This window comes from Aliamphritea hakodatensis (assembly GCF_024347195.1).
In the GTDB taxonomy this organism is placed as follows: Bacteria; Pseudomonadota; Gammaproteobacteria; order Pseudomonadales; family Balneatricaceae; genus Amphritea; species Amphritea hakodatensis.
The window spans coordinates 1,830,174-1,847,154 of sequence record NZ_AP025281.1; the positions used below are offsets into that span (position 1 = coordinate 1,830,174).

17 protein-coding genes and 1 pseudogene are annotated in these 16,981 nt (G+C 50.1%); 15 read left to right on the top strand and 3 right to left on the bottom strand.

Features of this window, described 5'->3' with window-relative positions; all coding sequences use genetic code 11:
- Positions 1-86 precede the first annotated feature (86 nt).
- From PCI15_RS08310 to PCI15_RS08375, 14 genes and pseudogenes are all read left to right on the top strand, one after another.
- A complete protein-coding gene (locus tag PCI15_RS08310) occupies positions 87-2,264 on the top strand; it encodes a type I secretion system permease/ATPase (RefSeq protein ID WP_271273868.1) in 2,178 nt (725 codons plus the stop codon).
- Positions 2,265-2,270: 6 nt separating this feature from the next.
- Positions 2,271-3,863 carry an HlyD family type I secretion periplasmic adaptor subunit gene (locus PCI15_RS08315; protein ID WP_271273869.1) on the top strand — a complete coding sequence of 531 codons (1,593 nt, stop codon included), beginning with the start codon at positions 2,271-2,273 and terminating at the stop codon, positions 3,861-3,863.
- A 38-nt stretch (positions 3,864-3,901) separates the two neighbouring features.
- Positions 3,902-5,245 (top strand): TolC family outer membrane protein, encoded by a 1,344-nt coding sequence (locus PCI15_RS08320; RefSeq protein ID WP_271273870.1) that lies wholly within the window; start codon positions 3,902-3,904, stop codon positions 5,243-5,245.
- 175 nt (positions 5,246-5,420) lie between these two features.
- Positions 5,421-6,311 carry a tRNA 2-thiocytidine(32) synthetase TtcA gene (ttcA, locus tag PCI15_RS08325; protein WP_271273871.1) on the top strand — a complete coding sequence of 297 codons (891 nt, stop codon included), beginning with the start codon at positions 5,421-5,423 and terminating at the stop codon, positions 6,309-6,311.
- Positions 6,312-6,334: 23 nt separating this feature from the next.
- Positions 6,335-6,790 (top strand): YaiI/YqxD family protein, encoded by a 456-nt coding sequence (locus PCI15_RS08330; protein WP_271274600.1) that lies wholly within the window; start codon positions 6,335-6,337, stop codon positions 6,788-6,790.
- A gap of 99 nt (positions 6,791-6,889) precedes the next feature.
- Positions 6,890-7,668 (top strand): annotated as a pseudogene (locus PCI15_RS08335) (enoyl-CoA hydratase).
- Between the two features lie 266 nt (positions 7,669-7,934).
- Positions 7,935-8,294: a sulfur oxidation c-type cytochrome SoxX gene (gene soxX / locus PCI15_RS08340; protein WP_271273872.1), complete on the top strand. Its 360-nt coding sequence runs from the start codon at positions 7,935-7,937 to the stop codon at positions 8,292-8,294.
- Between the two features lie 33 nt (positions 8,295-8,327).
- A complete protein-coding gene (gene soxY / locus PCI15_RS08345; RefSeq protein WP_205660002.1) occupies positions 8,328-8,786 on the top strand; it encodes a thiosulfate oxidation carrier protein SoxY in 459 nt (152 codons plus the stop codon).
- A 24-nt stretch (positions 8,787-8,810) separates the two neighbouring features.
- The gene (soxZ, locus tag PCI15_RS08350) at positions 8,811-9,125 is read left to right on the top strand and encodes a thiosulfate oxidation carrier complex protein SoxZ (RefSeq protein ID WP_271273873.1); all 315 of its coding nucleotides are present in this window, start codon (positions 8,811-8,813) and stop codon (positions 9,123-9,125) included.
- A 40-nt stretch (positions 9,126-9,165) separates the two neighbouring features.
- A complete protein-coding gene (gene soxA / locus PCI15_RS08355; protein WP_271273874.1) occupies positions 9,166-10,029 on the top strand; it encodes a sulfur oxidation c-type cytochrome SoxA in 864 nt (287 codons plus the stop codon).
- 18 nt (positions 10,030-10,047) lie between these two features.
- The gene (locus PCI15_RS08360) at positions 10,048-10,467 is read left to right on the top strand and encodes a SoxAX-binding protein (protein WP_271273875.1); all 420 of its coding nucleotides are present in this window, start codon (positions 10,048-10,050) and stop codon (positions 10,465-10,467) included.
- Between the two features lie 67 nt (positions 10,468-10,534).
- Positions 10,535-12,301 (top strand): thiosulfohydrolase SoxB, encoded by a 1,767-nt coding sequence (gene soxB, locus PCI15_RS08365; RefSeq protein ID WP_271273876.1) that lies wholly within the window; start codon positions 10,535-10,537, stop codon positions 12,299-12,301.
- Between the two features lie 141 nt (positions 12,302-12,442).
- Entirely contained in the window at positions 12,443-13,177 is a 735-nt protein-coding gene (locus tag PCI15_RS08370; RefSeq protein WP_271273877.1) for a hypothetical protein, read from the top strand.
- An 8-nt stretch (positions 13,178-13,185) separates the two neighbouring features.
- On the top strand, positions 13,186-13,782 hold the full coding sequence (locus PCI15_RS08375) for an elongation factor P hydroxylase (RefSeq protein WP_271273878.1): 597 nt from the start codon (positions 13,186-13,188) through the stop codon (positions 13,780-13,782).
- A 49-nt stretch (positions 13,783-13,831) separates the two neighbouring features.
- On the opposite strand, the gene PCI15_RS08380 is transcribed toward PCI15_RS08375, so the two are convergent.
- Genes PCI15_RS08380 through PCI15_RS08390 form a run of 3 tightly spaced genes read right to left on the bottom strand, consistent with a single transcriptional unit; the run spans position 13,832 to position 15,464 of the window.
- Positions 13,832-14,314 carry a copper chaperone PCu(A)C gene (locus PCI15_RS08380; RefSeq protein ID WP_271273879.1) on the bottom strand — a complete coding sequence of 161 codons (483 nt, stop codon included), beginning with the start codon at positions 14,312-14,314 and terminating at the stop codon, positions 13,832-13,834.
- A gap of 59 nt (positions 14,315-14,373) precedes the next feature.
- Positions 14,374-14,976, bottom strand: a complete 603-nt coding sequence (locus PCI15_RS08385) for an SCO family protein (RefSeq protein ID WP_271273880.1) — start codon at positions 14,974-14,976, stop codon at positions 14,374-14,376.
- On the bottom strand, positions 14,976-15,464 hold the full coding sequence (locus PCI15_RS08390; RefSeq protein WP_271273881.1) for a hypothetical protein: 489 nt from the start codon (positions 15,462-15,464) through the stop codon (positions 14,976-14,978). Before PCI15_RS08390 ends, PCI15_RS08385 begins: the two co-directional genes overlap by 1 nt.
- 159 nt (positions 15,465-15,623) lie before the next feature.
- Here PCI15_RS08390 and PCI15_RS08395 point away from each other — a divergent pair, with 159 nt between their 5' ends.
- On the top strand, positions 15,624-16,958 hold the full coding sequence (locus PCI15_RS08395) for a deoxyguanosinetriphosphate triphosphohydrolase (protein WP_271273882.1): 1,335 nt from the start codon (positions 15,624-15,626) through the stop codon (positions 16,956-16,958).
- Positions 16,959-16,981 lie beyond the last annotated feature (23 nt).

Here is a 16,981-nt window from a genome sequence, read left to right on the forward strand (position 1 = left end):
ACCGGAAGGAGATATCCCCGCTGTTTTATTTACATGAAGCAGCGGGGATTTTGCATGGATCAGAGTGACGATGGAGTCTTTATAAAGTGACGCAGTTAGACGCTGACTGGGCAATAGGTTCGCGGCAGGAGCATTTCGTCGACCCTTTGCTTGATGCGCTAGTATCTTTATCCAGATATTACGGTATGCCGGCTTCCGCCGATTCTCTCACCAGCGGCCTGCCCCTTGTGGATGGCCGGCTTGATGTGGAGCTTTTCCCCCGGGCTGCAGAGCGTACCGGGCTGGCCGCACGTCTGGCCAGACAAAATCTTAACCAGATCCATAACCTTTTACTGCCCTGTGTTCTGCTGCTTAAGGGACGGCGTTGCTGCATCCTTTTAAAAGTAGACCATGACAAGGGTGAAGCACATATTTTGCAGCCTGAAGTGGGTGACGGTGAAATGGTTCTGCCAATTACAGAGTTGGCAGACAGCTTTACCGGTAATGTGTTCTACGTTAAGAAGAAATATCAGTTTGATCAGCGTAGCCCGGAAGTGCTGGGTGATAAGAAACAGCACTGGTTCTGGGGAACGGTCATGCAGGTCATGCCGATCTACCGGGATGTTCTGGTTGCCTCACTGCTGATTAACTGTTTCGCTGTAGCATCACCCCTGTTTGTCATGAACGTTTATGACCGGATTGTTCCCAATCTGGCGTTCGATTCATTGTGGGTGCTGGCTGTCGGGGTTTCGCTGGTTTTCCTCTTTGACTTCCTGTTACGCAAGCTGCGTTATTATTTCATTGATGTCGCCAGTAAAAAACTGGACCTGCAACTGTCAGCAAAAATTTTCTCCCGGGTAATGGGTATCCGTCTGGAAGCCAGGCCCTTATCAGTCGGGGCTTTTGCAAACAATTTACAGTCATTTGAAGCGATCCGGGAATTCATTACATCCGCCACAATCAGTGCGTTGGTTGACTTACCCTTTACTATTATTTTCTTACTGGTGATCTGGATAGTCGGTGGACCTCTGGTCGCCATCCCTGTCGTGGTGATTGTGATATTGCTGGGATACAGCATGTATTTGCAGAAACCTCTGGCACAACAAATCGAGCTTACATCCAAGCTTTCCGCGCAGAAACAGGCCACTCTGATAGAAGGTCTGTATGGCATAGAAGCCATTAAAATCACCGATTCCCAGAGTAAGTATCAGGTGCTTTGGGAACAGTCGATCAGTGAAATGGGCAAACATGATATTAAAACCCGCCGGCTGACAAACAGTGCTTCCAGCCTGTCCAGCTTTTTACAGCAGATGATGACAGTTGCTGTCATTATCCTGGGGGTATATCTGGTTGCTGCCGGTGAACTGACGATGGGCGGTATTATTGCGGCGGTGATGCTCGGTGGCCGGGCGGTAGGACCAATGGCGCAGGTTTCATTACTGGCAACCCGGTATAATCAGGCGAAATCGTCCATGACTCTGATCAATCAGGTCATGGAAATGCCGCTTGAGCAGGAAGAGGGACGCAAGTACGTCAGCCATTCCAAGCTGGACGGAAAAATCGAATTTGATAATGTGAGTTTTTCTTACCCAGGTTACGAATCCACCGCACTGAACAACATCAGCTTCACTATTAATCCCGGTGAGCGGGTTGCGCTGATCGGCAGTATCGGGGCCGGTAAGAGTACCTTGGAAAAACTGATATTAGGGCTGTATGTCCCAACGGAAGGGGATATCCGCATTGACGGTGTAAATATTCAGCAACTTCATCCTGCAGAGTTACGGCGAAATATCGGTTGCATCACCCAGGACGCTCAGCTGTTCTTTGGCAGTATCCGGGATAACATCGTACTGGGTACCCCGTTTGCGTCTGATCAGGCACTGTTACGGGCTGCAGAGTGGGGCGGCGTGACTGAGTTTACCAATCATGATCCGGATGGTCTGGAACGGCAGGTCGGTGAAGGCGGTCGTCAGTTGTCCGGTGGCCAGCGTCAGGCGGTTGCTGCGGCGAGGGCGATGATTATGGACCCGCCAATATTTGTTCTTGATGAACCTACCAGTCAGTTAGACAGGCGTTCAGAGCAACGGCTGCTTGAACAACTTAAGAAACTGGATGAGACGAAAACGATTTTCCTCAGTACGCACAAATCAAGCATGCTGGATGTTGTGGATCGTATTATTGTGCTGGAAAAAGGCCGTCTGATTGCGGACGGGCCGAAGCTTGAAGTGATCAACTGGCTGCGTGAAGGCGGTCCCCGAAGTGGTCAGGCGCAGCAGAGAGGCTAATGGTTGATGACAAAACAGCAGGATTATTCAGCAGATATACAGTCGCCACTTGATAAAGATGTGAGCGGTATACAGGATGTTAATGCTGAAGCTGATAAAAATGAAGCAGTTAGCAGCATGAATGAAACGCTGGCAGATGCAAAAAGTGAAGCGCCCGGAAATGCCAGGCAGGCGATGTCTGAAATGTCTCAGGCATCAAAAATAGCCAAGAAAGATAACGTCAGCGTCGACCCTGAGCTGCATGAGTTTATCGACAGTGCCGCAGAAGCTGTTCTGCTGGATACACCACGCAGCTCCCGTGTTTTATTGTGGGCGGTATTTGCGTTTTTGCTGGTGATTGTGGTCTGGGCCTATTATGCAGAACTGGATGAAATTACTCGTGGTGAAGGCAGTGTTATTCCTTCGCAGCAACTGCAGGTTGTTCAGTACCTTGAAGGCGGAATCGTTGAGGAAATTTTTGTTAAAGAAGGCCAGGAAGTGTCGCCCGGACAACCTTTGGTCCGGGTTGATGATACCCGCTTTCTTTCAGATTTCAGGGAGCGGGAGCAGGAAGCAGCATTCCTGAAGGTCTCGGTCTCCCGGTTACGTGCGGAGTTGAAAAGCGTTGATATTAATGACGATGCTGCGCCTGATGACTGGCAGGAAAATGTTAAAGTTATTGCGGCTCCGATTGAGATTGATAGCGAGATTCAGGAACAGTTTCCGCTGATGTTTGGGCGGGAGCAGGCTCAACTGGCTGAATACCAGCGTAATTTACGTAACCAGCTCAGTATTATTGGCCGGCAGGTCGACCAGAAAGTACAGGAACAACGGGAGTTACAGTCGCGGATCAGTCACCTTGAACGATCCTACAGTCTGAGCCTTGAAGAACTGAAAATTACCAAGCCACTGGCACAACAGGGGATCATTCCCCGTATCGAAGTGCTGAAGCTGGAGCGGGAATTAAACGGGTTTAAGCAGGAACTTGAAGGTGCCCGGCTGGTTGTACCGAAGATTCAGTCAGGCATTCAGGAAGCCGTTGATAAACGTCGTGAAGTCGCTTATGCGGCCCGTTCAGAAAGTCTGGGCAAGCTGAATGAAATGCTGGCTAAGCTCAACCAGACAAAAGAAGCACAGGTAGGGCTGAAAGACAGAGTAGAGCGAACGACTGTTGTTTCGCCGGTACAGGGGACGATTAAAACGTTGCTGGTCAATACACTTGGCGGGGTCATTCAGCCGGGTATGGATCTTGTCGAAATTGTACCGACGGAAGACCAGTTATTGATTGAAGCGAAAATTGCGCCGAAGGACATTGCCTTTCTTCGGCCCGGGCTGAAGGCCATCGTAAGGCTGACGGCTTATGATTTTGCCATTTATGGCGGACTCGAAGGTAAGCTGGAACATATCAGCGCTGACAGTATCGAAGATGAGAAGGGTAATATTTATTATCTGATCAGGATCCGTACAGATAACAGCAGCTTAGCTAAGGGCAAAGATGACTTGCCGATCATTCCGGGAATGATGGCAACGGTTGATATAATGACGGGAAAAAAGAGCGTTTTAGATTATTTGCTGAAACCGATTTTTAAAGCTCAACAACGAGCACTGACGGAACGATGAAACTGACAGGGACCAATGTTCGGGGGGAAATGGGGAATATGTTTAAACTATCTAGGTATGGCCTGGCAGTGATGCTTGCATACGGAGGCAGTGCTCAGGCACAGACTCTGATGGAAGCGGCTGCATATACGATTGAGAGTTCACCGGATGTAGGCATCATTAAGAGCCAGTATCTGAGCAGGACTGAGCAAATCGGTATATCCAAGGCGGGTTATCTGCCAACTGTAGATCTTGCGTTAGGCTATGGTCAGGAGTGGACTGACAGTCCGGGAACGCGTACGCCGGCGAATGGCCATGAAGATGTTGAACTGACCCGTAAAGAAGCATCACTGACGCTGTCTCAGCTGTTATATGATGGCAGCCGTACCAGCAATGAGGTAGACCGGGTAACCTCTGAAGCAACAGCTCACCGTTATCAGTTATGGTCTGCAGCGGAAAATATTACCCTGGAAGTGGCCGATGCATATCTGAACGTCATACATTCACAGAATGAACTCGGTCTGGCAGAGCAGAACCTCAATGATCATATTGATATTCTGGAAGGTATCCGGGAACGTTCTGAATCCGGTTTGAGCTCCGCATCAGATCTTTCTCAGGTAAAAGGCCGGCTGAGCCGGGCCCATGCTAATTACCTGTCTACAGAAAACAACCTGCTGGATGCTAAAGCTAGGTTCTTCAAGATTGTTGGCCAGGAGGCTGATGATCTGCAGGCGGTAAGTGATGTGAATGAAAACATGCCGCTGTCGTACGAAGAAGCGCTTCAGCATGCAGGAAAGGTTCATCCAACCCTTCAGGCAGCCCGTTTTGACGTAGATGCAGCAGAAGCTCAGCTGCGTGTGCAGGATGCTGCATTCCGGCCCGATGTCCGTTTTGAACTGGGCGGAACATGGAATGATGATCTGGACGGTACCGAAGGTCATAACAATGACCGGACGGCAATGATCCGTTTACGCTATAACCTGTTTAACGGTAATGCAGATACTTACCGTGAGAAACAGGCGTACTACCAGTTGATGGAAGCGACCGGTATTGAAGAACGGGCACAGCGTCAGGTGGCTGAAGGCCTGAGCCTGGCCTGGAATGCTTACCAGTTGCTGGATAAGCAAATGGAGTTTCTGAGCGGATACGTTGAAGAAAGTGATAAGACACTTATCGCTTACGAACAGCAGTTTGAGCTTAGCCGCCGGACGCTGGTTGATTTGCTTGACGCTGAAAACGAACTGTTCGAATCCCGTCGTCAGTTGTTAGCGGCAGAGCGTGATTTTACGATGTCCAAGTATCGTGTACTTAATGCGATGGGTGAGTTACTGGCGGTTCTGAATATTGACCGTTCATCTGTATTATCAGCTGCAGAAGTTGAAGAAATTCAGTCACTGAACTGAGTGTACCGAACAACCGGAAAGCACCTCTTCCTAACGGATCAGGTGCTTTTTTAATGTCTGTGAAATAACTGATCTGAGTCTGTCCGGGGATAAACTCTGGCAGGCAGAAATACTGCTAATGGCTGGGAATTGGGCTATAATCGCCGCTTTTTAAAATCAATGTGAAAGTAACACCATGAGCGAAGCGCTGGAAAAGGCAAATAAAACCCGTTTGAACAAGTTGCAGAAACGTCTGCGACGGGAAATGGGGCGTGCCATTGAAGATTTCAATATGATTGAAGATGGCGACAAGGTCATGGTGTGCCTGTCTGGCGGTAAGGATTCATTTGCCATGCTGGATATCTTAATGAATCTGCAGAAGAGTGCGCCGATTCATTTTGAAATTCTGGCAGTTAACCTCGATCAAAAGCAGCCGGGGTTCCCTGAGCATGTATTGCCCGAATACCTGACTGAGGTGGGAGTGCCGTTTCACATTATCGAACGTGATACTTACTCCGTTGTAAAAGAAGTTGTTCCGGAAGGGAAAACGACCTGCTCACTGTGTTCGCGGTTACGCCGTGGCACACTGTATGGTTTTGCAGAAGAAGTAGGCGCCAATAAGATCGCACTTGGTCATCACCGCGATGACATCCTGGAAACATTTTTCCTGAACATGTTTTACGGTGGCAAACTCAAGTCCATGCCGCCGAAACTGGTCAGCGATGACGGTAAAAATATGGTTATCCGGCCACTGGCCTATGCCCGTGAGAAGGATATTGAAGCATACGCGCAATTGCGTGAATTCCCGATTATTCCCTGCAACCTTTGCGGCTCGCAGGATGGCTTACAGCGTCAGGTTGTAAAAGAGATGCTGCAAACCTGGGATAAAGAGCATCCCGGACGCATCGAAACCATGTTCCGTTCCCTGCAAAATGTAGTGCCGTCTCATCTGGCAGATATCGAACTGTTTGACTTTAAAGGTCTGCAACACGGCTATGCTCACGGTATTGCCGACCCTGAAGGTAAAGGCCTGAAGCAGGCAACACCGGCGGCCATGCCGGAAATGATCGATATTCTGGCGCTCTGATGACGAATCAGCCAGCAGCACCTTTGACCGTCTGGGTTGATGCAGATGCCTGCCCGAATGTGATTAAAGACATATTGTTCCGGGCAGCTGACCGTAAGCAGATTCCTACCGTACTTGTGGCCAATCAGTTTTTGCGGGTACCTCAGTCAGCTTATATCCGGTCGGTACAGGTTCCTTCCGGCTTCGATGTGGCTGATAACTACATTGCTGAGCATTGTCAGGGGGATGACCTTGTTATTACCGCAGATATCCCGCTGGCCGCTGAAGTAGTCGAAAAAGGTGTGCTGGCGATTAATCCGCGCGGCGAACTCTATACTGCCGAAAATATCCGCCAGCGGCTGAATATGCGTGACTTCATGGCTGAGTTACGGGATGCCGGTATGGTCAGTGGCGGGCCGCCTAAACTTGGCCAGACGGAACGGCAACAATTTGCTAACCAGCTGGACCGGCTGTTAACAAAGTTGCTTCGTAAGCGTTAAATCTCCTATATACATCTTTAGATGTAATTATCATATTTTTACTGCCCGGCAGATTTCAATTTGCTAGTTTCTTAGCTTCGTTTAAAAAAGGAGCGAGCTATGGAACAGTCACTGGTTATTCTTGAGCGTCAGGATGCACAGGTCATATTACGCCTGAACCGTCCGCAGGCGTATAACTCACTTTCTCTGGAATTACTTGAAGCCCTGAGTCAAACGCTGACAGAGCTGGCCAGTGATGACAGTATCGGGGTCTTAACCATCGCCGGAAGCGGGCGGGGCTTCTGCTCCGGGCATGACCTGAAAGAAATGAGGCGGGTAAATGATCCTGCCATTCATCAGCAGCTATTCTCAACCTGTTCTGCTGTCATGCAGCAGATAGTGACTATGCCTGTACCGGTCATTGCTCAGGTGCATGGCATTGCGACCGCCGCCGGTTGTCAGTTGGTTGCCAGTTGTGATCTGGCGGTTGCCGCTGAAACGGCACGGTTCGCCACACCGGGGGTTAACATCGGCCTGTTCTGTTCGACCCCAATGGTTGCCCTGAGCCGGGCTGTCCAGCCTAAACACGCAATGGAAATGTGTTACTGGGTGAGATGATAAGCGCACAGCGGGCCGCTGACATTGGCTTAATCAACTGGCAGGTTGCCGACGCAGAGCTGGAAGTTTTTACCCGGAAGATAGCGGCAAAAATTGCATCACAATCCAGAGCCGTCGTGAAGTTGGGTAAACAGGGATTCTATCAGCAACTGGGTCAGGGGCTTCCTGAAGCCTATGACCACTGCAGTCAGCTGATGACAAATAACATGCAGCTTCAGGATTGTGCCGAGGGCATCGATGCGTTTGTCAGTAAACGCTCTCCTGATTGGCAGCACCGGTAAAGTCAGCACAAAAATTACGTATAACATGCTTGTTAGCCGGTCAGATTCTGGTACATTTAGCCTTATGAAATTTTATAGCTAAAAATTGTTTATATATTCTTTTTGGTTATATTTTATTCTTATCAGCTATAAGTTTTCAGATCACGACCGCTAAAAGTCTCATCTTTTGCTCTGTCTCGTGAATGTAAAACAATAAAAACAGTATGCAGGTCTGACGGATCAGGGTATCCCGTCAGGCTTACAATATGCACGACGGAGGGATTTCGATGCATAAGCAATACCTCTCAATGTTTGTGGCAGGCGCTGTGTTATCTATTGCTGGCAGTGTACAGGCGGCAACTTCTGATGCGCTGATTGAGCAGGGGCGGGATGTATTCCTGAACAAATCCAAGGGTAATTGCATTTCCTGCCATCAGATCAGTGATCCGGGTGCCAAGCTGGCCGGTAATCAGGGGCCGCCCATGATTGCAATGGCGCAGCGCTTTCCGGATAAGCGCAAGCTGCGCGCCCAGATCTGGGACGCGACAGTTAATAATCCTTTGACCATTATGCCACCACTGGGCAAACACTGGATTCTCTCTGAAGAACAGATTGATGCCGTGGTTGAGTATGTTTATCAGTTTTAAGTGACGTTATAAGACGTATTTGAGGACAGAATTATGACAATGCATCGTCGTACTGTGGTTAAAGCTATGCTTGCCTGCAGTGCTTTAGTCGGTTTAGGTGCGGTAATTCCCGGAGCAGCATTCGCTGCCCGAAATAAGGACGCTTTCAGTTCAGATGATCAGGCAAAGGCTATGCAGGCATTGTTTGATGCTGAACCGGCTAACAGTACCGATATTGTACTTAAGGCCCCGAGCATTGCTGAGAATGGTGCAGTGGTGCCTGTAACCGTCAGCACGGAAATGGCCAATGTAGAAAGTATCAGTATTTTTGTCGCAGACAATCCAACCCCGCTGGTTGCGGAATTTATGATTCCGGCCGGCACTCAGGCCAGCGTTGCTACACGTATCCGTATGGGTAAAACCTCAACTATAACAGCGGTTGTTAAAGCGGACGGCAAGTTATTCAGCACCGCCCGTGAAACCAAAGTCACCATCGGTGGTTGTGGTGGTTAAGAGAATATAACGGAGAGTTTTCCCATGGCGGGTATTTTTAAAGTTAAAGCAAAAGCTAAAGACGGTATGACCAGGGTTAAGATGCTGGCAAAGCATGTAATGGAAACCGGTCAGCGTAAAGATAAAAAAACCGGAGAAGTGATTCCGGCTAAGTTTATTCAGGAAGTCACTGTACAGCACGGGGGTAACACTGTTTTTTCCGGACAGTTAGGGACTGCGGTATCTAAAAACCCGTATTTTTCCTTTACCTTCGCCGGCGGTGCCAAAGGTGAAGAGCTGTCGATCAGCTGGGTGGAGAATACCGGTACATCTGCAACTGAGACAGCCAAAATTAAGTAGGTCCGGTGTTGCGGATAAGCGCATATTGCGGAGAAGGATCATGAGAATAATAACAGGTTTAGTTGCCGCCGGTATGTTGTCACTGGGATTGCCGCTGCAGGCTGCCGACAGCGGTTTTAATCTTGAAACCGTTAATCCCGAAGCTGACCGGCTGGCATTACAGGCGTTTTATCAGAAACGCTACCCGGATGTTGCAATCGAAGATTACGTCAACGGTATTTATGCGCTGGATGCGGAATCCCGGGAGCAGTGGGAAGAAATTGAAGAGTTTCCCCCCTATGAGTTTTCCATTGAAGAAGGTGAAGAGCTGTTTAACACCCCTTTCGCCAATGGTGAAAGCTATGCCGACTGTTTCGAGAATGGGGGCATCGGTGTCCGCCAGAATTATCCTTACTGGGATAGAGAAGACGGCACCGTTAAGACGCTGGAATTTGCCATTAATGAGTGCCGTGAAGAAAACGGCGAAAAGCCACTCAAGTGGGGGAAAGGGGACATCGCCCGTATCTCCGCCTATATGGCCTGGACATCCAGAGACAACGTTTTTGATATTCAGATTCCTGAAGATGACAGCCGGGCTTTACAGGCGTATCTGGACGGTAAAAAGTTCTTTTACACCAAGCGTGGTCAGCTGAATATTTCCTGCGCGAACTGCCACTTACAGGGCTCGAATATCCGCATCCGTGCTGACTTGCCAGGCCCGATGCTTGGTCAGGTGACGCACTGGCCGGTGTTCCGTTCCAAATGGGGTAATCTTGGAACCCTGCATCGCCGTTATGCCGGTTGCCACCGTGATTCCCGTTCCAAACCGTTAAAACCACAGGCTGAAGGGTTTCGGAATCTGGAATACTTTCAGACTTATATGAGTAACGGGTTAGTGGTGAATGGCCCCGGTGCCCGTAAGTAAAGGCTGCAGGAGATAAACATGAAAAAACTAATGATCTTATGTGCTGCAGTCTTATTCAGTCAGGCGGTAACTGCTGAAACATACCAGGACGCTTTTAATAAGGCCCGTGCGATGTACGGTAAAGGGCATGAGTTTCAGTGGCAGGGAAAAACCTATAAAACCTTGCATGAAGAAGAAATTGAAGCGGCAGTTGAAGCAACACAGGTAAATGCTCAGGCATTACTGGATAAATCAATCGCAGCGAATAAAAAAGTTGCGGCTGTCGGGTTCGAATGGAAGCTGACCGGTGGGTTACTGAAAAAGTCTGCCCAGGCGATTGAAGCAGGGGACTACCGTAAAGCGCTGGACTTGGCTGCCCAGGCGAAATACCACGCCCGTATCGGGCTGGCTCAGTATGAATATGCTGAGGCAAACTGGTATAAGGCTGTGCCGCAGTAACAGCAATTTAATACACCTTATAAACGCCCAAATTAGTTGGGCGTTTTTATTTCAGAGAGATACAAGCATGTCGATGACGCGACGGGAGTTCGCGCAGTTACTGGGGCTGGCCGGCGCCGCAGGATTACTGCCGTTACAGGGATTTGCAGCAAAGAAGCAACCAGCAGATATGTACGAACTGGCTAACTTTGGCAATGTTCGGTTGCTGCACATGACGGATTGTCATGCCCAGTTACAGCCGGTGTATTTCCGTGAACCAAATGTCAATCTGGGCGTGGGGAATGCCTGGGGCAAAGCCCCGCATCTGGTAGGGAATCATTTACTGGAGCATTTCTCTGTACGTCCGGGCACCCTGGAAGCGCATGCCTTCAGCTGTCTGAATTTTCAGCAGGATGCCGGCCGTTACGGGAAGGTCGGTGGCTTTGCCCATATCCGCACCTTAGTTGAACGGTTGCGGCAAAGCTATGGCAGTGAACATACGCTGCTGCTGGATGGAGGGGATACCTGGCAGGGATCCGGAACGGCATACAAAACCCGTGGCATGGATATGGTGAAAGCCGCTAACCTGCTGGGGGTGGATGTGATGACCGGTCACTGGGAATTCACCTATCATCAGCAGGAAATACTGCAAAATATTGCAGCGTTTAAGGGTGAGTTTCTGGCGCAGAATGTATTCATTACTGAAGATGCGCTGTTTGAAGGCGCTGACGAATATGTCTTTGATGAAGACAGTGGCCGGGTATTCAAACCTTATACAATCCGTGAAATGGGCGGTGCCCGTATCGTGGTTATCGGCCAGTGTTTTCCGCGCACCAAGATAGCGAATCCGGCCCGTTTCATTCCTGACTGGACCTTTGATATCTATGATGAAAATCTTCAGGCGCTGGTAGACGAAGTCCGTGAGACAGAATCAGTGGATGCGGTCATTCTGCTTTCCCATAACGGCATGGATGTGGATCTGGAACTGGCCCGGCGGGTCAGTGGTATTAATGTCATTCTTGGCGGGCACACACATGATGGTATGCCGGCTCCTTCACTGGTTAAGAATAACGGTGGCCAGACACTGGTTTGCAATGTCGGTTCTAACGGAAAATTCATTGGTGTGATGGATCTGGATATCCGCAACGGTAAAGTTCAGGATTACCGCTACCGTCTGTTACCGGTTTTTTCCGAGCTGCTGCCTGCGGATGCTGAAATGAAGCAGTTGATCACAGATATCCGGGCACCACATCTTGACTGGTTACAGGAAGAGCTGGCGGTCGCTGATGAACTGATGTTCCGTCGCGGTAACTTCAATGGCACCTTTGATCAGCTGATCTGTGATGCTTTAAGAGAACGGCAGGGCGCTCAGATCTCCCTGTCTCCCGGATTCCGCTGGGGAACAACTGTCCTGCAGGGGCAGATGGTAACCATGGAGCATGTACTGGATCAAACCTGCCTGACCTATCCGGAAACCTATGTGCGTGAAATGACCGGGGAAGCGCTGAAGCTGATTCTTGAGGATGTGGCAGATAACCTGTTTAATCCGAATCCGTATCTGCAGTCCGGTGGTGATATGGTCAGGGTTGGTGGCTTTGATTATGTCTGCGATCCGCTGGCATCAATTGGCAACCGGGTATCACAGATGACACTGGATGACGGTACCCTTATCGAAGCCGGTAAAACCTATAAGGTCGCCGGGTGGGCAACGGTGGGTGCCCGTTCCGAAGGCGCTGATATCTGGGATGTGGTGGCTGATTATCTGCGGGATCACCAGACCGCCCGCATCAGTAAGCTGAATACGCCTAAGTTGCTTAACGTGAAAGGCAATCCGGGAATTGTTGATTACAGCTAAAGGTTACTGATGCTGATATACATTAAACCGGCCCCGTGCCGGTTTGTTTGTTCCGGGCCGGCGGTTGGCGGCGGCAGTTGAGTTGTTTAGAATGATCCCGCGTTACGGTAATTTTATGATTTCTCCAGAGGCTTTATTTTTATGAAGTATCAGCATCTTTTATGTGGTCTGGCATTTGCCATGGTCCTGACCGGCTGTAACGGGGCAAATGTGCAACCAGATGCCGGGGCTCAGGAAGGGCTGTCTGCGGGTGCTGAATCTCCGGCGGGTACAGCGGCACCGGTATCACAACCTGTATCTGCGCCTCCTGCAAATGTAACACCAGCGCAGATGCAAGCACTGGAAAATATTAACAGCCGCATAACCCTGCTACAGGAACAGGTGCTGCAGCTTAAAGTTCAGAACGGTGCGCTGGCGGAACGCAGTCAGTTGCTGCTGACACAGTTTCAGGTACTGGCGCAGGATGTGAAGATGAATAACCGTGGCCAGGGCCGACAGCAGAATTCAGCGGGGCAGCAAGCACAGTCTGTCGCCGGAACTGACCAACTGATTCGTCGCCTTGATCAGCAACTGATGGAGTTGGAACAGTTATCGCCGGCGCTGGGGGGCGGAAATGCCTTTCGTTTGTCGACCACGTACACCGCCAAGCGGCAATGGATTCTGGTGCGCTATAACCGGTTAACCGGTGAAAGCTGGATCTCTGAAGGTGGTAGCTGGTTGCCACTGGGGGATGATTATGATCTGCCAATTTCTGAATATGAGATTCAGATCACCAGCGCAGCCAGTGACGCAAAAGGCTATGTGGCCGCCCGGATTGATAATAACACCGGCGATACCTGGTGGCTGAATGATCAGCAGTGGGTGCCGTACGAATAATGTCAGATATGAATGTTTCGCTGCCGGCCGCGGCAGATCTGTCAGTGCTGCAACAGTTACATGCACCTTCTGTGCCTCTGGATGAGAGTGTTGAACGCCTGGTGAATGTTTTTAATGCCTGCTTTGCCATCAGTCATAACACGATTCTGGTCAGCGGTGATGATGAGCCGGTGTATCTGCCGGCGGATGAAACATGTGAGTACCACCGGATCATTTTTGCCCATGGATTTTTTGCCAGCGCATTACATGAAATCAGCCACTGGTGTGTTGCCGGGCCCCGGCGCTGGTTACTTGAAGATTTTGGTTATTGGTATAAGCCGGACGGCCGCAGTGCAGAAGAGCAGGCCGAGTTCGAACGGGTTGAAGTAAAACCGCAGGCATATGAATGGTTGTTCAGCCATGCATCTGGCCGAAAGTTTCATTTCAGTGCGGATAACCTGGCCAGTGATATTGGCGCCAGTGAAAGTTTTAAAAACAATGTTGTTGCGCAGATTCAGTCGTTTTTGCAGCAGGGGCTGCCATCACGGCCGGCAATGTTAATGGTGGCACTGCGCAAAGAGTTTGGCAGTGAATTACCTCAGTCAGGGCATTTTTCCCTGAATTAAAAAAGGCTGATACGGGTTGCCGTATCAGCCTTCAGCCGTTCTTTTGCAATCAGTGGGTGTGTTTTGTGCCCATGGCAGACATCACCGATTTAACAGGTACTGTCAGTGCCTGTTTGCTGCCGTCATCAAATTCCAGCGTCAGATCTATGGTGTCACCCTCGGCCAGTGCTTTTTTCAGGCCAATCAGCATAATGTGATGGCCGCCGGGCTTCAGTACAACCCGTTCTTTAGCAAACATTGTGATCTGAGGGATCTGGCGCATCTGCATTTCACCGTTTTCCCCGTGTTTATGAGTATGCATTTCCACTTTCTCTGCAACGGAGCTGTCCGCTCTGATCAGTGCAACCTGTTGTTTACCTGTATTGTTCAGGTCCATGAATGCGGCACTGTTCATCTGTCCCGGTGGCACTGCACGGGCGTATGGGTGGTCAACTTCAACTTCGGCAAGTACTGAACCGCTGACGGTCAGCCCGCCTAACAGTAATCCGGTGGTTAACAGACGCTTGAGTGACTGGGGAAATAACTGGCGCATACGGGTTCCTTTTATGCAATGTGTACTGATGCGGTTTATGTGCGGTAAATGCTTAAATATCAGCCTTTGGCCAGCAGCTCGCGAATGGCAGCAGCTACCCCGTCCGGCGGTGTGCCGTGGGGCAGGGCTTTGCTGAACTGGCCCTGCTGGTCAATCAGGTAGGTACGGGATGAGTGATCCACGGCATAACCCATGGCAGAATCGCCCATATCGACAATCTTATAGAAGGCACCATAGCGTTTAACAATGTCGTCGATGGCGCTTCGCTCTCCCGTCAGACCGACCATGGTCGGAAAGAAAAAGTTGCTGTACTGGGCCAGTTTCTGCGGCGTATCCCGCTCAGGGTCGACGCTGATAAATACGGGCTGTACGCCGGCGGCTTCTTCCGGGGCAAGATTTTTCAGCGCCTGGGACATAATTGCCAGAGAGGTGGGGCATACATCCGGGCAGGATGCATAGCCAATGTACATAGCCACGACTTTACCGCGGTAATCAGACAGAGACACCGGGCCGGCCGCAGACTGCAAAGTAAAGTCACCGCCTAACTGATTCAGGCCGTTATTGGCGGATTTTTTCGGCGACATGTATAGCGCGACTGCCAGTCCGGTCAGCAGACACAGTGTCAGAATTAACAGGTTTCGCAGGGTAGAAAATGACGTCATTATTTTGCCTTAAATCCGAACCGGGTGGTTACTTTACCTTGTGGCGTATCCATCAGTACAGTCGCCTCCCATTGCATTTCTCCTGTGGTACAGGCACCGAGTATTGCCTGGCCACGGAACAGTCCTGACTGGTTGTCAGCCGGTGAAAATAGTGTCTGGTTCGGTCCCATAAACATATCAACACCCTGCAAATCCAGCAGTACATTACTGGATTCTATACCTTCTACCTTAACCTGCCAGTCGGTGGGTTGCAGCGACGATACCTTACCGGAAACCGGTTCCAGCGTAATGCTGAAGCCATCGCCCTGTGCGGTACAGGCGGACTGAGCAACATCGCAATTGGCTGCTCTGAGTTCTGTTTCTGCTGGTTCCAGCAGGTTAAAGCGTTCGGCAAACAGCCATAAAACAGCCAGCGCTGCGATCAGCAGTAATGTGCTGAGTAAAGACAACAGAGATTTCTTGCCGGAAGGCAGGGTATTACTGGTCATGGGATTACATCTAATATTCAGAATATGCCTTTATTATCCTTATAAATCTGTCAGATAGCTATGTGGCAGATTGTCGCAAGGTTGCCATGGTTGCATTTGGCAGGTGACTTGGCTACCGTCAGAATGACATCAGCACACCTGTACACAAGGAAATCATGCATGGTTATGCAATGGGATCGGTTACTGACAACGAAGCGGTACGGCCACGAACAGGTTACTCCGGAAGAAATCGGCCGGAGCCACTTTCATAAGGACCATGACCGTATCATCTTCTCCAGCGCATTCCGCCGGCTGGGGCGAAAAACCCAGGTACACCCTCTGGCCCTGAATGATCATATCCATACCCGGCTGACTCACAGTATTGAAGTGGGCAGTGTTGGCCGCAGTCTGGGTATTCGTGTTGGTGAACTATTACAGAATGAATTACCGCACTGGGTCTCTGCCTATGATCTGGGGACTATCGTACAGTCAGCCTGTCTGGCCCATGATATCGGCAATCCGCCGTTTGGCCATGCCGGTGAATATGCCATCCGGGACTGGTTTAAACATAAGGCAGGTGCTCAGTTGTTAGAAGGTGTATCTGATCTGCAGAGTAAAGACCTGGAAACCTTTGAAGGCAACGCACAGGGCTTTCGGGTGGTAACCCGCATTGAAAATCATCTCTTTAACGGTGGCCTGCGTCTGACATTCCCGACGCTTGGAACCTTGCTGAAATATCCCTGGACCGTTGAGAATGCCAGCCCTAAAGGTAAATTCAGCTGTTTTCTGACGGAACTGGAAATTATGACCAGCCTGAGTAAAGAACTTGATCTGGTACAGTTAGGTGAAAACCACTGGTGCCGGCACCCCCTGACCTATCTGATGGAAGCCGCGGATGATATCTGCTACGCCATTCTCGATCTGGAAGATGCCATAGAGCTTAATATTTTAGGCTTCGATGATATAAAGCCAATCCTGCTTCAGCTGTGTGGTGACCTTGAATATGACGATGCAATATTTGCGACCCAGGCGTCTGCCCGCCGCAAGATTTCAGCACTGCGGGGTAAAGCCATGGAGAACATGGTGGAGTCAACCGTACAGGCCTATATGGAGAATCTGCCGCAGATTATGAACGGTGAATACCGGGGAGAACTGCTCAGTGACGGCAGTGCTGATGTCCGTGACGGATTACAGAAAGCAAAAGCCATGGCCCGCAACCGGGTATTTCCGGATAACCGTAAGGCTGAGCTGGAAGTGGGGGCCTACAGCACGCTGGGAACACTGTTAGATGCATTCTGTGCCGCGGCCCACGAACTGCACTGTGGTGGCCATGAGAATCTCAGTTATCGCAGTCAGAAAATTATCAGCCTGATGGGGATTCACAGCCCTCAGCCCGAGTGGGAATTGTACCCTTCCTATATGCGGGTACTCGATTTCATCGGCGGGATGACTGATAATTACGCCGCGTATCTGGCCCGGCAAATTGGTGGAATGGTGAATTCCCGTCCGGGCTGAGTTTTATAATTCTGGAGTATTGA

What these genes read in the sequence shown, in the direction of transcription:
- PCI15_RS08315 (WP_271273869.1), top strand. Translation starts at nt 2,271, where the DNA reads ATGACAAAACAGCAGGATTATTCAGCAGATATACAGTCGCCACTTGAT.
- PCI15_RS08320 (WP_271273870.1), top strand. Translation starts at nt 3,902, where the DNA reads ATGTTTAAACTATCTAGGTATGGCCTGGCAGTGATGCTTGCATACGGA.
- ttcA (WP_271273871.1), top strand. Translation starts at nt 5,421, where the DNA reads ATGAGCGAAGCGCTGGAAAAGGCAAATAAAACCCGTTTGAACAAGTTG.
- soxX (WP_271273872.1), top strand. Translation starts at nt 7,935, where the DNA reads ATGCATAAGCAATACCTCTCAATGTTTGTGGCAGGCGCTGTGTTATCT.
- soxY (WP_205660002.1), top strand. Translation starts at nt 8,328, where the DNA reads ATGACAATGCATCGTCGTACTGTGGTTAAAGCTATGCTTGCCTGCAGT.
- soxZ (WP_271273873.1), top strand. Translation starts at nt 8,811, where the DNA reads ATGGCGGGTATTTTTAAAGTTAAAGCAAAAGCTAAAGACGGTATGACC.
- soxA (WP_271273874.1), top strand. Translation starts at nt 9,166, where the DNA reads ATGAGAATAATAACAGGTTTAGTTGCCGCCGGTATGTTGTCACTGGGA.
- PCI15_RS08360 (WP_271273875.1), top strand. Translation starts at nt 10,048, where the DNA reads ATGAAAAAACTAATGATCTTATGTGCTGCAGTCTTATTCAGTCAGGCG.
- soxB (WP_271273876.1), top strand. Translation starts at nt 10,535, where the DNA reads ATGTCGATGACGCGACGGGAGTTCGCGCAGTTACTGGGGCTGGCCGGC.
- PCI15_RS08370 (WP_271273877.1), top strand. Translation starts at nt 12,443, where the DNA reads ATGAAGTATCAGCATCTTTTATGTGGTCTGGCATTTGCCATGGTCCTG.
- PCI15_RS08375 (WP_271273878.1), top strand. Translation starts at nt 13,186, where the DNA reads ATGAATGTTTCGCTGCCGGCCGCGGCAGATCTGTCAGTGCTGCAACAG.
- PCI15_RS08380 (WP_271273879.1), bottom strand. Translation starts at nt 14,314, where the DNA reads ATGCGCCAGTTATTTCCCCAGTCACTCAAGCGTCTGTTAACCACCGGA.
- PCI15_RS08385 (WP_271273880.1), bottom strand. Translation starts at nt 14,976, where the DNA reads ATGACGTCATTTTCTACCCTGCGAAACCTGTTAATTCTGACACTGTGT.
- PCI15_RS08390 (WP_271273881.1), bottom strand. Translation starts at nt 15,464, where the DNA reads ATGACCAGTAATACCCTGCCTTCCGGCAAGAAATCTCTGTTGTCTTTA.
- PCI15_RS08395 (WP_271273882.1), top strand. Translation starts at nt 15,624, where the DNA reads ATGGTTATGCAATGGGATCGGTTACTGACAACGAAGCGGTACGGCCAC.